The following is a 13,069-nucleotide window of genomic DNA, read 5'->3' as shown; positions in this document are numbered from 1 at the left end:
TGATCGCGTGCGACCCGAAGGGCCTCTGACCTGGGATTACGTGTCATCTTGCGGGTCAGCGGGGGATCCCTGCGAACAGCTTTCCGGAATCTGGGGGTCAAGGGGTCGCAGGTTCAAATCCTGTCAGCCCGACCGAATGCAGGGAGGCCAGAGATGGCCTCGCACCTGCGGAATCAGGCCCGGTGATCCACGGATCGCCGGGCCTGAAGCGTCTCTGGGATCTGAGCTGCGTCGGCGCTGCTGCTGGACGGGCTCGCCGTCACGGCGCGCGTCACAGCTGATCGTCAGCCGGTCCCGCGGTACCTGGCACACTCCCGCCATGACCTCCACGTCTCGGGAGCTGTTGTTCCGCTATCGGTGGATAGCCGTCGTTCTCGTCCTGGTGCTCGTGGCAGGGATCTTCGCGGGGTACACGTGGGGCCGTGGCTCACGTGTGGTCAGCGAGGACGTCGGCTGCCTCTCCGCCGAAGGAGCCATCAGCTGCACCCTCGGGGACGGATGGGACGTCTCCGTTCCGCTTGACGTCGCCTGGACCGACGCGCGCGGCGCATTTCATGACGGTGGGCGGCCGGACTGTCTTCCGCCGACCGGCCGTGGTGAGGAGGGGCCGGTTCGAGTCGCCTGGACCGAGGTCGAGGCCGATCAGGTCGGGTGGCGGCAGGTCGTGTGGGTCGGCTGCTGACCCTCACGCCACCCCTCGGTCTACGTCCCTTGGAGTCGGGGTCGAGTGCGACTGCCGACTCCAAGGGACACTTGTACGGTGCCCCACCGCTGTCCTCTTTAGTCGGGTCGTCCGAACGCTTTGCCCGACCGGCTGCCGATGGTGACTACCGGTACTGGCCCGCGCCGTCGCCGTCGCCCGTGCCCTCGGTCTCTCCGCTCCCCAGGACGACCGCCGCGACGACGTGTCGCCACGCCACGACCAAGGTGGTCGGCTCGTCCGTGCCGGGATCACGGACCGGCAGATGGCTGGACTCGTCGCGGCCGACCCGCTCGATCGCCGACGTGACCAGTGGGATGGACTCCTCGGCGATGTGCCAGCGTTGGGTCCATCCGACGCCGTACAGCATGACGTAAGCCATCGACAGCCTCCCTCCGACCTCGGTCAGTCGTGTCCGCCCTCGTTGTCCCAGCGGTCCCGGTCGGCACCGTCGCCGGGCGTCGTGTCGATCGCTCCGGCCGCCGACAGGAGGCGTTCACCGTCAGCGTGGGTGGCGCTGCTGGGGATGACGGCGAGTCGCAGGTGGCGGCCCGACGACATGGTCAGGATCATCAGATGGGTGTCGTCGCTGGGGAAGGAGCCGACCTTCACTGGGCCGCGCGCTGCCGCGATCTTGCGTACGCCACCGCCGTCGGCGTTGGTGGAGTGGTCCCAGTCCGGGCGCGAGAAGAGAAGTCGGTAGATGTGTCCGGCTGAGTCCGGGAAGTGATCCACGAGATCCGCGGCTTCATCCTGCAGGTCCCGCGATCGGGGCCACCAGGCGCCGTCGGGGGCGCCGAGCGGCGGGTCGTCGGCGAGTCGCAGGCGCAAGGAACCTCGGGTCTGCGGTGCGAGAGGAGGCATGTTCGGTGACGTCGTCATGACGTCCGCCCTTCGTTCCTGCTTTGGGGGCTCGACGAGCCGGGCGTGGCAGGGTTGTTGCTTCCACTCTACCCGCCGGACCCTGACCGAACGCCGGGTCCGATCCGGCCGCCGACGTGCGCCCCGGCCTGCCGCGTCAGCGACGGGCCGGCTGGCCGGCCCGCCACATCCCGAGCAGATGCAGCTCCCGGTTGTGCTGGGAGATCGCGGTCCTGGCAAAGCCTCGGGAGTCGCCGTTCAGGCCCTCGATCATCTCTTGGCGCGAGCGATCGATGACGGCGTGGTGGTGCGCGATCAGGTGCCGCGCGACCCGGGCGTCGAACGCGGAGCCGTGCAGGTCCGCGAGCTCCTCGTCGTACCTGGTGGTGGCCGCTGTCGCGGGGAGCGGCTGGTCGGCCGGGACCTCGACGCGATCCCTGGGATACGCCCCGCTCCGGGACTCGGCGTTCCAGGCGTCGATGCAGGAGGCCATCGCCGAGATCTGTCCGACGGCTGCGGCCGACGACGTGCGCGCGAGCGACCTCAGTCCCGGGTCACCGCCGTGCTGGCCGGTCATCGTGTCGGCCATCGCGCCGTCCTGGACCCCTCTGCGCAGCAGCAGGATCATCTCCTGCATGAAGATGGCGTCGGACGTGTTGACGTGGTGAACCGTTGCGGTCATGTCGCCATCATGTGCCTGGTTGCCTGGGATGGCCAGGGTCGCAGATCCCCATGCCTGCTTGGCATCGTGCTACGTTGACGAAGTAGTCCCTGCTGCGTCGTGCGGCCCCGATCGAGCGAGTTTCGCGGCGCGAGACCCTGGCCTGCTGCAGTCGCAGCAGACCGGCCCTGGTCGCGGTCAGCGGCTGGCAGCGGGAATGAGTCTCACCGCGTTGATCTTCTTCATCTGGTCCCCTGGGAACCGTCTGCCTGCTGGCACGGGAGGGTCGGAGAACTACACGGTCGGCCAGGTCCGCGAGCTGAACCGGCGCGGTGTCGCCGCGAAGGTCGTGACGGTCGGGCTCGGCGTTGACGACGGCCGTGAGGAGTTCACCGACGTCGCGTTCCTGGCCCTGGCCAGCCTCGCTGAGGTGGCCGATCTCGACGGAACGGTCATCTTCGTCAACGAGGCGCACGAGGTACCCACGCGCAACCCGGCGTACCTGATCCTGCACAACCCGCCGCCGATCCGCGAGCAGCACCACGCGTTCGCGACCGCCGGCACCCGTGACAAGACGTTGATCGCGACGAGTCGGTACGCCGCGACGTTGTGGGCGGACTACCTCGACGTGGACGTCGCCACCATCCAGGTGATCTATCCGTTCGCCGAACCGGAGTTCGCCGCCCGAGCGCGGGGCCCGCGTCCGCCGGGACGGACTCGGGTGCTGTTCGCAGGCCGCCTGAGCCCGGAGAAGGGTGTCTACACCCTCCTCGAGATGTTGCACCTCGACGTCGTCGAGCAGGACCTCGAGCTCGCCTTCACCGCGACGTCGGCGGGCAACGACAAGCCCCAGGGCGCGATCATCGAGCGGATCATGGTCGCCCATCCCGGGGTGTCCGTCGTGCCTGCCTGCAAGACGCCGGCCGCGATGGCGGCGCTGATGGCGGACCACGACGTCGTGGTGATGCCCTCGAACAGCCAGTACTGGCACGAGACGTTCGGCATCGTCTCCGTCGAGGCACAGCATGCGGGGTGTCGCGTCGTCGCCTCCGACGACGGGGGTCTGCCGGAGACCGACTGCGGCGCGTTGGTGCTCGTCGAGCCGGACAACGCAGAGGCGCTCGGGGCCGGGATCCGGCAGGCGATCGCCGCAGGGCCGATGTCGGCCGACGCAAGACGTCGGGCCGGCGCCCACCTCACCGTCGAGCAGTCCGTTCGCGAGCTCCTCGACATGCTCGCCCGGCCAGCGCCTGCCACGCCGGCCAGCGTCGTGCAGTCCCTGGAGCAGCTCATCCTGCTCGAGGCGGCTCCATCGGCCCTCGGCGTCGCAGCCGTGTGAGACCTGGCCGCCTGCAGCAGCCGGCCACTCAGCAGTGCGGTGTCGTGCTCAGAGGCGGCGGTAGAGCGTGATCTCGTCGCGAAGCCGGGGCGGGATCGGTGCCCCGAGAAGGGCGATCGCCTGGGCGCACCCTTCCAAGGCCGCCAGGAGATCGGCTCGGATGGCGTCCAGGTCGCGCTCATGACCGAGGCCGCGGCGAGCGACCTGCAATCGTGCGCGGGCGGCGTCGGCCACGGCCAGGCAGGAAGCGAGCACGAAACGCTCGTCTCGCCCGGCCGGACGCGCCGATCCGTCCCGAGTGCCGTCGCCCCGTCGCAGCTCGAGCCGTCCCTGCGGCACGAGTGCCGGGGCGGGCTGGTTCGGAGACGTCGGCATGACGTCCACCCTTCGTCTCCTGCCCAGGAGGCTCGACGAGCCGGGCGTGGCAGGCTGGTTGGCACCACCGTACCCCGCCACTCCTGACCCGGCGTCCGCGAAATCGGGGACTCGAGACCGGCCGTCGTGGTCAATACCCGTCGCGCGTGCTCTACTGAACACCGATGCGCGTGACCGTGCCCGTGGGGGGAGCGGCAGGTGTGTCTCCCAGGTCCGGGGGGTCCACATGGGAGAAAAGTTCAGGCGGGTCACGATCATCGATTCACACGCGATGTTCGCCGAGCTCCTCGCGCAGTCGCTCGATCGCCGTGGCTACCGCTGTCGAGTCGTCATAGCCCGACCAGGTACGTCGCCGACGTCGCTGTTGCGCACCATCCTCGCGACCAGCCCGGAACTGGTGGTGGTCGGTATCGACCGGTGGTCCGGACACGAGGAGCAGGCCGCCGTGCACCTCTCGCTGGCCCGATCCGGTCAACGGATCCTGGTCGTCATGGAGACCGACGGAGCGATCCGGCGCGGGGAGGCGTTCTTCGGAGGCGCCTCTGCGGTCGCCTGCAAGAGCATGCCGGTGAACGAGTTCCTGGGCCTGGCTCGCAGGACCATGCAAGGGGTGCCGGCCATCAGTCGCCTCGAGCGGCTCCGGGTGGTCGACCTGTATCGCCAGCAGCAGCACGGTCGCGACGCAGCGAGAGGACGGCTGGCGAGCCTGAGCGCGCAGGAGCGGATCATCCTTCGTCACCTCATGGCCGGACGCGCCGTCCGCGAGATCGCGGTCCTCCGGGTGGTCTCGGAACAGACCGTGAGAACCCAGGTCAAGTCAGTGCTCGGGAAGCTCGACGTCTCCTCGCAGTGCAAAGCCGTCGCCGTCGCCTGGGACAACGGCTGGGAGCCGGCGGCCGCCTAGTCACGGCGGCGGCGAGCGCCGGATCGCCCAGCCGGACGGTCAGCCCCGGCCGAGGTGCTCGCGGATCGCGGCCTGGACGGCGCCCGCGTCGGGCCCGAGCCAGGCCGAGACGTGGGTGCCGCCCTCGAGCGTGACCAGCAGCGAGCTGGGGAGTCGTTGGTCGGCGTACGTGCTGTGCTCGTAGGCCACGTCGGCGTCCCCGCGCGCGTGCACGAGCAGCACCGGTGCGGTGACGTCGCCGAGCGGCAGGTCGAGCTCGGCGTACTGGTGCATGTCGTTGTCGAAGCCACGCTTGCGCGGGCCGGTGACGGTGTCGAAGAGCCCGAGGGCGAAGGCTCGTTGCTCCTCGTCGTCGAGCACCTGCGCGGTGATCTCCTTGACCTCGTGGCGTGACAGGTCGCCCTCCTCGGCCAGCAGCATCTTCACCGCTGTACTGGGTGCGCTGTCGGCGAGCTTGCCGGCCAGCCAGGTGCCGAACCGGTTCATCAGCAGCTTCTCCTCGGCCATCCCGACCCGTCGTCGGAGGTCCACGTGGTACGACGTGCTGACCGCGGCGATCGCGACCATCGTGCGCACCCGGTCGGGGTGGGCCGCGGCGAGGAGGTACGACGAGGGCCCGCCGCCCGACCAGCACACGACGTCGAACCGGTCGACGCTGAGCGAGTCCATCAGGCCGAGGGCGAGCTCCGCCTGCTGCGCCGGCGTACGGCGCTCGTCGGTGAGCGGCGTGCCTCGGTAGCCCGGCCGGGACGGCGCGATCACGCGGTGCGAGCCGGCGAGGAACCGGGTCATCAGCTCGCCCTGGTCACAGCCGCCGGGGGAGCCGTGGACGAACAGGACCGGCGGCCCGGAGCCGACGTCGGAGTGCTCGACGGTCATCCGCCCTACCTGCTGTAGCGACTGAGGAACAGTGCCTCGGTGACCGCCATCCGCTCGATCTCGCCGGGGTCCACGCTCTCGTTCGGCGCGTGGATCAGGCAGGCTGGCTCCTCGACGCCCATCAGGATCAGCTCGGCGCCGGGGAAGGTGTCCGCGAGCACGTTGCACAGCGGGATCGAGCCGCCCTGGCCGAGGAACGTCATCGGCGTGTCGTAGGCGTCGCCCATCGCCGCCGCGATCGCCTGGTACGCCGGCCCGTCGGTGACCGCGCGGAACGGCGACCCGGTCGCCTCGATCTCGACCTCGACCTCGACGCCCCACGGGGCGTGACCCTCCAGGTGCGCGACCAGCGCCTGCTGGGCGTCGCCGGGCGTGGTGCCCGGCGGGATCCGCAGGTTCAGCCGCGCCGCGGCGTCCGGGGTGATCGCGGCGGCCGAGCCGACCACGGGGGAGCAGTCGATGCCCAGCACCGTCACCGCAGGCCGCGCCCACAGCATGTCCGAGACCGTCCCGGAGCCGAGCAGCGCGCCGCCCTCGACGATGCCGGCGTCGGACCGGAAGTCCTCGGGCGGGTACGGCGCGCCCTCCCAGACCTGGGTGTTGTCGAGCCCGTCGATCGTGGTGTTGCCCTGCTCGTCGCGCAGCGACGCCAGGATCTCGATCAGCGCGGCGAGGGCGTCCGGCGCGGGGCCGCCGAACATGCCCGAGTGCACCTCGGAGGCGAGTGCCTTCACCCGCACCACGACGTTCACCATGCCGCGCAGGCTCACGGTGACCGCGGGCTTCCCCACGGCGGCGTTGCCGGTGTCGCACACCAGGATCGTGTCGGCGCGCAGCAGGTCGGCATGACCGGGCACGAACTCCTCGAGGCCCCCGGTGCCCATCTCCTCCGAGCCCTCGACGACCAGCTTGAGGTTGACCGGGATGTCGTCCCCGAGCGCGCGGAGCGCGGTCAGGTGCATCACGATGTTGCCCTTGCAGTCCGCGGTGCCCCGGCCGAACCACCGACCGTCCTTCTCGGTGAGCTCGAACGGTGGCGTGTGCCAGGCGGCCTCGTCCAGCGGCGGTTGTACGTCGTAGTGCGCGTACAGCAGGACCGTCGGGGCGCCCGGGTCGCCGCACGGCCGGGAGCCGACGACGGCCATGCTGCCGTCGGGCGTCTCCTCGAGGTGGGCGTCGGCGAACCCGCGCTCGGCGAAGGCGTCCAGCACCCACTGGGCAGCGCGGGCGCACTCCTCGGGCGGGTACTGCCGCGGGTCGGCGACGGACTTCATCGCGACCAGCTCGGTCAGGTCCGCGCGAGCGCGCGGCATCAGGTCCCGTACGGCGGCACGGGCGGCCTCGAGGTCCATGTCAGTCGTCCAGCAGGTCGTCGTCGAAGTCGTAGTCGGAGAAGTGCTCCTCGAACGCCTCGAGCTCGTCCGGGCAGTAGATCGCGATGATCGCCGCTTGGCCGCGGACCGCCAGGCTGTCGGTGATGACCGGCCGGGCGCCCGGACCGGCGGCGCCGTTGGCGAGCATGCTGTTGATGGTCGCGCGCTTCAGGGCGTCCTCAGGGTCCTCGCAGGCCGCGCCGCCGTCGTCGCCCAGCACGCCGACGATCGCGTCGCGATCGGGCGCGGGATAGCCCGCCGCCTCGATCACCGCGATCAGCTGGTCGGCGTTCGCCTCGGCCTTCTCGTTGCTCTCGTGGCCGCGGTAGGCGACCAGGCCGACGACGATCAGCGCGATCAGGACGACGCCGGCGACGATGTAGATGATGTGGCGCTTCTCGTCCGGGATCTCGTGCTCGCTCATGCCGACACCTCCTCGTTCTCGGCCAGCTTCCAGCTGGGCTTGCGCAGCTTGTAGAAGAGGAACGGCACCACCAGGCCGAGACCGAGCGCGCCGCCGCCGACGATCAGGAAGTAGACCAGCGGGCTGCCGCCGCTGAACTGCGACGGCGGGACGAAGCCGATCAGCAGCGCCGCGAGCGAGGCCGCGAAGCCGACACCGCAGAGACCCACCAGCATCGGGGCGCGGTAGCCGCGCTCGTGGTCGGGCTGGTTCCTCCGGAGCCGCACCGCTGCGACGAACATCAGCAGGTAGACGATGAGGTACACCTGCGTGGTGATCACCGAGAAGATCCAGTAGGCGCTGGACACGTCGGGGATCAGCGCGTAGCCGAGGGCGATGAAGGTGGTCACGACACCCTGGGTGACCAGGATGTTCTGCGGCACGCCGTGCTTGTTGAGCTTCTGCAGGAACGGCGGCAGGTAGCCCTCCTGGCGCGAGATCATCAGCAGGCCCTTCGACGGGCCGGCCAGCCAGGTGAGCATGCCGCCGAGCGAGGCGGCGACCAGCATGATCCCGAAGATCGGGGTCAGCCACTGCGCGTTGAAGTTGGCGAACACCGCGTCGAAGGCCTGCATCACGCCGGCGGTCAGCGAGAGCTCGTCGGCGGGGACGATCCAGGCGATCGCGAGCGCCGGGAGGATGAAGATCAGCAGCACCATGCCCATGGCCAGGAACATCGCCTTCGGGAACTCCTTGCCGGGGTTCTTGAGCGACCCGACGTGCACGGCGTTCATCTCCATGCCGGAGTACGACAGGAAGTTGTTGACGATGAGCACCAGGCTCGACAGGCCGGCCCACGCCGGCAGCAGGTTGCTGGTGGTCATCGGTGCGGCCGACTCGTTGCCCTGCCCGAGGAACACCATGCCGAGGATGACCAGCACCGCGCCCGGGATCAGTGTCCCGATGATCAGTCCGGCGCTGGCCAGCCCGGCGACGCCGCTCGTCCCGCGTGAGGACACCCAGACGCCGGTCCAGTAGACGACGACGATCACCGCGGCGGTCCACACCCCGCTCGAGGCGAGCTCAGGGTTGATCACGTAGGCCAGCGTGCTCGCGACGAACCCGAGCAGGCTCGGGTAGTAGAAGATCGTCATCGCGAACTGGCACCAGACGGCCAGGAAGCCCATCGGCTTCGAGATGCCCTCTGACACCCAGTTGTAGACGCCGCCCTTCCAGCCGGAGGCCAGCTCGGCCGACACCAGCGACGTCGGGAGCAGGAACACGATCGCGGGGACGATGTAGAGGAACACGCACGCGAGGCCGTAGACGGCCATCGTGGGCGCGGCGCGGAGGCTGGCCACCGAGCTGGTGGTCATCATGGCCAGGGCGATCCAGGAGATCCAGTGGGTGGCGGGCACCGCTCTGCGAGCGCCCGCCTGGGCCGGAACGCCCTCGGCGGGGACGTCCATGGTGCTCATCGCAACCTCCTCCTCATCCGACCACGCCGATGCCGTGGTCGGTGTTGTTGAACCGGCGGCCACCGTCGTCGGTGACCGTCACGATGTCCTCGATGCGCACGCCGAAGCGGCCGGCGAGGTAGATGCCGGGCTCGACCGAGAAGCACATCCCGGGGACCAGCGGCTGCTCCTCGCCCTCGATCATGTACGGCGGCTCGTGCGTGGTGACGCCGATGCCGTGCCCGGTGCGGTGGATGAACTGGGCGCCGTAGCCGGCGTCCGTGATGACCCGGCGCGCGGCGCGGTCGACCTCCTGGCAGGCGATTCCGGGGCGGACCGCGTCGACGCCGGCCTGCTGCGCCTCGCGCACGATCGCGTGCACCTCGCGCAGCTCGGCGGACGGCTCACCGACGCTGACCGTGCGGGTGGTGTCGGAGCCGTAGCCGTACATCAGCCCGCCGAAGTCGAGCACCACCGCGTCGCCGTCCTGGATCGTGCGCTCGCCGGCCTCGTGGTGCGGGTTCGCGCCGTTCGGGCCGGACCCGACGACGGTGAAGTCGACCTGCTCGTGGCCGTGCCGGCGGAGCAGGTCGGCCAGGTCGGCGGCGACCTCGGTCTCGCGGCGCCCGGCGAACCGGACCTCCAGGATCTCGAGGTACGTCGCGTCCGCGGCGGCGCCGGCCGCCTCCAGTCGGGCGAGCTCGTCGGCGTCCTTGACCGCGCGCATCATCGGCAGGGACTGGGTGAGGGCGCGGTAGGACGTGCCCGGCAGCGCGGCCTCCAGCCCGAGCAGGTGCATCGCCCAGGCGTTGTCGGAGATGCCGAACGTACCGGTGGCGCGGATCAGGGGAGCGGCGGCGGCGTACGGGTCGACGCCGTCGGTCCAGTCGACCATCTGGACCGCCGCCGCACCGGCCGCGGACTCGGCATCCGGGCGCTCGAGGGTCGGAACCAGCAGCGCCGGCTCCGAGGCGGCGGAGATGACCAGGGCGGTGAGCCGCTCGGTGATCGCGGTCGGCTGGTAGCCGGTGAGCCAGACCAGGTCCGGCCCGGGCGTCACGATCACGCCGTCCAGGCCGACCGCCGCGGCGTCGGTCGCGACCCGGGCCATCCGGGCCGCGTAGTCGGCGGTGGTGAACGGTTCCGGCGCGATCATGAGGCGGCTCCCGAGGCCGAGGTGGGGATGGTGTGGAGGTGGGCGGCGGCCGACGCGGCGGCGTCCTGGGCGGTGCCCGTCGCCGACTTGTGCCGGCGGATGGCGACCACGGCGAGCAGGATGCCGAGGGAGCTGATCACGGCCATCAGCCAGGAAGCGGCGGCGAGCCCGGACGCGAGGGCGTCCGACGCGCTGGCGCCGTCGGCCAGCTGGTTGACCTGGACGCTGTTGTAGATCGTGGCGCACAGCGCGGTCGCGACCGCGGCGCCGACGTACCGCGCCATGTTGGAGACGCCGGACGCGCCGCCGACCTGCTCCTGGGGGACCGACGCGGTGGCCGCGGAGGACGCCGGGCCGTTGGAGAGGCCCATGCCGACCGCGATCGCGAGGATCGGTAGGAGGAAGCTGACGTACGCCCAGGACGACTGGGTGAAGCCGATCGCGACGAACCCGGCGGCCATCGCGATGAACCCGACGCCGATGACCTGCCGGCCGCCCATCCTGTTGGCCAGCTTCGGCACGAACGGCGCGACGACCACCAGCCCGACCGTGGCGGGCAGCGTCGCGACACCGGCCTCGAGCGGGCTGAAGTCGAGCGCGTCCGGGTTCTGGAAGTAGAGGCTGAGCAGGTACATCAGGCCGTTGATGGTGCCGGCGCCGATCAGGATCGCCAGGGTCGAGCCGACCAGGATCCGGTTGCGCAGCAGCGCCAGGTCGAGCAGCGGTACGGCGACCCGCTTCTCGACGACGATGAAGAGGTACCCGAAGACGATGCAGGCGGCGAAGCAGCCCAGCGTGCGCGCGTCGACCCAGCCCCAGTCACCGCTCTTGGTGAACCCGTAGATCAGCGGCACCAGCGTGGCCGCGATGAGGACCGTGCCGAGGTAGTCGATCGAGCGCGGCCGGTCCGGGTCGCGCGACTCCTGGATCGTGAAGTAGGTCAGCGCCATGCAGGCGACGGCGACACCGGCGTCGATCCAGAAGAGCCCCTGCCATCCCGTGAGGCCGACGAGGAGGCCGCCGAGCAGCGGGCCGGCGGCGGCTCCGACCGCTGCGGCGGCACCCCACAGGGACACCGACCGGAGCTGTTGGTCCCCTGATGTTGCGACCGACAGCAGGCTGAGGCCGCACGCCAGGATCGTGGACCCGGCGGCGCCCTGGATCACCCGCCCCGCGATCACCATGCTTCCGGTGTCGGCGAGCGCGATCAGCACGCACGACACCACGAACAGCAGCAGGCCGAGCTGGAAGATCTTCTTGCGCCCGAAGACGTCGCCGAGCGACCCGGACGTGATGATGACCGCCGCGCCGACAAGGGAGTAGCCGGTCACGGCCCACTGGAGGGTGTCCACCGACATGCCGGTGTCCTCGCTGATCGCGGGCAGCAGGATGCTGACGGCCGAGGTGTTCGCATTGACCACCAAGGTCGACAGGCAGGTCGCCGCGAGGACGCCGCCCGTCCGTGCCGCCGTTCCGGTCGTGCTCAAGAGGCCCCCTCCGGTCGCCGCATCGCCCTGACGGTAGGAGTGGCGGATGCCCGGTCGCATCCCCCCTTTCGGGCGAGTACCGTCGGTTGACCGGACGGCATGCTGGGCAGCGTGAGCCGCCCCGGGGAGACACGGTCGGGACGACGCTGGTGGACGCGTCGGAAGGTGCTCTCGCGCATCGACGAGATCGCCCAGCGCGCGCTCGGTGACGACACGGCGATCAGCAGCCGGATCCCCGACCAGGCGCCGGAGGACGTCCTCGAGCTGCTGCGCAACCTCGGCGCCGCGATGAGTCGTGCACAGGACAACGCGGAGCGGATCACGCAGATCCTCGACGACGTGGCCAAGGCGTACGGCGCGTACGGCGTCAGCTTCTTCGTGCTCCCGACCGGCATCTTCGTCCGGATCGAGTCGGGCACCTCGAGCCGGATCGACTTCGCGCCGACCACGTCGGCGGGGGCCCTCCGGCTGGACCAGATCGACCAGCTCTACCGGATCGTCGACGACATCCGGCACGGCGCCCTGGACGTCGCGTCGGCCTCCCGGCGCCTCGAGGAGATGCTCGCGGCCCCCCGCAGGCTCGGGAACTGGTCGATCGTCGTCGGCACGACGATCCTGACGCTCGGCCTGGGCCTGATGCTGAACCCGACCGCCGGCGCGGTGCCGGCGTACCTGATGCTCGGACTCCTGGTCGGCGTGCTCCAGTGGGTGTCCGAGCGGGAGCGGACGCTCGCGATGATCCTGCCGGTGGCGGCGGCCTTCGCGGTGACGTGGGCCTCCTCGGCCTGGGTGGCGCCGGCGTTCGACGCGCCACCGCTCGACCTGGTGATCGCCGCCCTGGTCGTGTTCCTGCCCGGCGCCGCGCTGACGATGGCGACCGTCGAGCTCGCCGGCGGCTCGATGCTCTCGGGCTCCGCACGACTGGTCTACGGCCTGCAACGGTTGCTGCTGCTCAGCTTCGGGATCGCGATGGGCTTCCAGGTCGCCGGGCTGCCCGACCAGGTCGGCCGGACGGGAAGCATGGGCGCGTGGGCGCCGTGGGTCGGCGTCTTCGTGTTCGCGGTCGGGCACTTCTTCGCGAACGCGGCGCCGGGCCGGACGTTCGCCTGGCTGGTCCTCGTGCTGTACGCCGCCTACGCCGCGCAGTTCGTCGCCGGCACGTTCTTCGGGTCGCTCGGGGGGAGCTTCGTCGCCGGCGCGGTCGTGCTGCCGGTGGCGTACTTCGTCCAGGACCGGAAGAGCGGTCCGCCGGTGCCGGCGACCTTCCTGCCAGCGTTCTGGATGCTGGTGCCGGGGGCACTCGGCCTCGAGGGCGTCACCCAGATCATCGGCGAGAAGGGCGCGGCCGGTCTCGGCGACTTCCTCAACGCGCTGCTGGCCGTGGTCGCGATCGCGATCGGCGTGCTCGTCGGCTCCGGCTTCTCGGAGCGGGTCGGCCGCGCGACCTCCCACTGGCGGGGGATCTAGCCGGGTC

14 protein-coding genes are annotated in these 13,069 nt (G+C 70.7%); 4 read left to right on the top strand and 10 right to left on the bottom strand.

The window, feature by feature from the left end:
- The first annotated feature begins 319 nt into the window (after positions 1 to 319).
- Positions 320 to 682, top strand: a complete 363-nt coding sequence (locus tag MJ604_RS08080; RefSeq protein WP_243057808.1) for a hypothetical protein — start codon at positions 320 to 322, stop codon at positions 680 to 682.
- 145 nt (positions 683 to 827) lie between these two features.
- Here MJ604_RS08080 and MJ604_RS08075 read toward each other — a convergent pair whose 3' ends face one another.
- The 3 genes from MJ604_RS08075 to MJ604_RS08065 form a co-directional block, all read right to left on the bottom strand.
- Positions 828 to 1,082: a hypothetical protein gene (locus MJ604_RS08075; protein ID WP_243057807.1), complete on the bottom strand. Its 255-nt coding sequence runs from the start codon at positions 1,080 to 1,082 to the stop codon at positions 828 to 830.
- 23 nt (positions 1,083 to 1,105) lie between these two features.
- Positions 1,106 to 1,531 carry a DUF5994 family protein gene (locus MJ604_RS08070; RefSeq protein ID WP_243057806.1) on the bottom strand — a complete coding sequence of 142 codons (426 nt, stop codon included), beginning with the start codon at positions 1,529 to 1,531 and terminating at the stop codon, positions 1,106 to 1,108.
- Positions 1,532 to 1,718: 187 nt separating this feature from the next.
- Complete coding sequence (locus MJ604_RS08065) at positions 1,719 to 2,243, bottom strand: DUF305 domain-containing protein (protein WP_243057805.1); 525 nt, start codon at positions 2,241 to 2,243, stop codon at positions 1,719 to 1,721.
- A 196-nt stretch (positions 2,244 to 2,439) separates the two neighbouring features.
- On the opposite strand from MJ604_RS08065, the gene MJ604_RS08060 reads away from it, so the two are divergent.
- Positions 2,440 to 3,561: a glycosyltransferase family 4 protein gene (locus tag MJ604_RS08060; protein WP_243057804.1), complete on the top strand. Its 1,122-nt coding sequence runs from the start codon at positions 2,440 to 2,442 to the stop codon at positions 3,559 to 3,561.
- Positions 3,562 to 3,609: 48 nt separating this feature from the next.
- Here MJ604_RS08060 and MJ604_RS08055 read toward each other — a convergent pair whose 3' ends face one another.
- The gene (locus MJ604_RS08055; protein ID WP_243057803.1) at positions 3,610 to 3,936 is read right to left on the bottom strand and encodes a hypothetical protein; all 327 of its coding nucleotides are present in this window, start codon (positions 3,934 to 3,936) and stop codon (positions 3,610 to 3,612) included.
- 226 nt (positions 3,937 to 4,162) lie between these two features.
- Here MJ604_RS08055 and MJ604_RS08050 point away from each other — a divergent pair, with 226 nt between their 5' ends.
- Positions 4,163 to 4,840: a LuxR C-terminal-related transcriptional regulator gene (locus tag MJ604_RS08050; protein ID WP_243057802.1), complete on the top strand. Its 678-nt coding sequence runs from the start codon at positions 4,163 to 4,165 to the stop codon at positions 4,838 to 4,840.
- 39 nt (positions 4,841 to 4,879) lie between these two features.
- On the opposite strand, the gene MJ604_RS08045 is transcribed toward MJ604_RS08050, so the two are convergent.
- Genes MJ604_RS08045 through MJ604_RS08020 form a run of 6 tightly spaced genes read right to left on the bottom strand, consistent with a single transcriptional unit; the run spans position 4,880 to position 11,595 of the window.
- Positions 4,880 to 5,719 carry an alpha/beta fold hydrolase gene (locus MJ604_RS08045; RefSeq protein WP_243057801.1) on the bottom strand — a complete coding sequence of 280 codons (840 nt, stop codon included), beginning with the start codon at positions 5,717 to 5,719 and terminating at the stop codon, positions 4,880 to 4,882.
- Positions 5,720 to 5,724: 5 nt separating this feature from the next.
- Positions 5,725 to 7,071, bottom strand: a complete 1,347-nt coding sequence (locus MJ604_RS08040) for a dipeptidase (protein ID WP_243057800.1) — start codon at positions 7,069 to 7,071, stop codon at positions 5,725 to 5,727.
- 1 nt (position 7,072) lies between these two features.
- Entirely contained in the window at positions 7,073 to 7,516 is a 444-nt protein-coding gene (locus tag MJ604_RS08035) for a hypothetical protein (RefSeq protein ID WP_243057799.1), read from the bottom strand.
- On the bottom strand, positions 7,513 to 8,973 hold the full coding sequence (locus MJ604_RS08030) for an APC family permease (protein ID WP_243057798.1): 1,461 nt from the start codon (positions 8,971 to 8,973) through the stop codon (positions 7,513 to 7,515). The genes MJ604_RS08035 and MJ604_RS08030 overlap by 4 nt, the downstream gene beginning before the upstream one ends.
- A 13-nt stretch (positions 8,974 to 8,986) precedes the next feature.
- Positions 8,987 to 10,108, bottom strand: a complete 1,122-nt coding sequence (locus MJ604_RS08025) for an aminopeptidase P family protein (RefSeq protein ID WP_243057797.1) — start codon at positions 10,106 to 10,108, stop codon at positions 8,987 to 8,989.
- The gene (locus MJ604_RS08020) at positions 10,105 to 11,595 is read right to left on the bottom strand and encodes an MFS transporter (protein ID WP_243057796.1); all 1,491 of its coding nucleotides are present in this window, start codon (positions 11,593 to 11,595) and stop codon (positions 10,105 to 10,107) included. Before MJ604_RS08020 ends, MJ604_RS08025 begins: the two co-directional genes overlap by 4 nt.
- A 165-nt stretch (positions 11,596 to 11,760) precedes the next feature.
- Between MJ604_RS08020 and MJ604_RS08015 the strand changes: the two genes are divergently transcribed.
- Complete coding sequence (locus MJ604_RS08015) at positions 11,761 to 13,062, top strand: threonine/serine exporter ThrE family protein (RefSeq protein WP_243057795.1); 1,302 nt, start codon at positions 11,761 to 11,763, stop codon at positions 13,060 to 13,062.
- Positions 13,063 to 13,069: the final 7 nt, after the last annotated feature.

This window comes from Nocardioides sp. SR21 (assembly GCF_022761125.1).
Lineage (GTDB): Bacteria > Actinomycetota > Actinomycetes > Propionibacteriales > Nocardioidaceae > Nocardioides.
Note: the sequence above shows the minus strand (reverse complement) of the source record. Positions and strands in the feature narration are given on the sequence as shown.

Coding starts and splice junctions, on each gene's coding strand:
- MJ604_RS08080 (WP_243057808.1), top strand. CDS start 320: ATGACCTCCACGTCTCGGGAGCTGTTGTTCCGCTATCGGTGGATAGCC.
- MJ604_RS08075 (WP_243057807.1), bottom strand. CDS start 1,082: ATGGCTTACGTCATGCTGTACGGCGTCGGATGGACCCAACGCTGGCAC.
- MJ604_RS08065 (WP_243057805.1), bottom strand. CDS start 2,243: ATGACCGCAACGGTTCACCACGTCAACACGTCCGACGCCATCTTCATG.
- MJ604_RS08060 (WP_243057804.1), top strand. CDS start 2,440: ATGAGTCTCACCGCGTTGATCTTCTTCATCTGGTCCCCTGGGAACCGT.
- MJ604_RS08055 (WP_243057803.1), bottom strand. CDS start 3,936: ATGCCGACGTCTCCGAACCAGCCCGCCCCGGCACTCGTGCCGCAGGGA.
- MJ604_RS08050 (WP_243057802.1), top strand. CDS start 4,163: ATGGGAGAAAAGTTCAGGCGGGTCACGATCATCGATTCACACGCGATG.
- MJ604_RS08045 (WP_243057801.1), bottom strand. CDS start 5,719: ATGACCGTCGAGCACTCCGACGTCGGCTCCGGGCCGCCGGTCCTGTTC.
- MJ604_RS08040 (WP_243057800.1), bottom strand. CDS start 7,071: ATGGACCTCGAGGCCGCCCGTGCCGCCGTACGGGACCTGATGCCGCGC.
- MJ604_RS08035 (WP_243057799.1), bottom strand. CDS start 7,516: ATGAGCGAGCACGAGATCCCGGACGAGAAGCGCCACATCATCTACATC.
- MJ604_RS08030 (WP_243057798.1), bottom strand. CDS start 8,973: ATGAGCACCATGGACGTCCCCGCCGAGGGCGTTCCGGCCCAGGCGGGC.
- MJ604_RS08025 (WP_243057797.1), bottom strand. CDS start 10,108: ATGATCGCGCCGGAACCGTTCACCACCGCCGACTACGCGGCCCGGATG.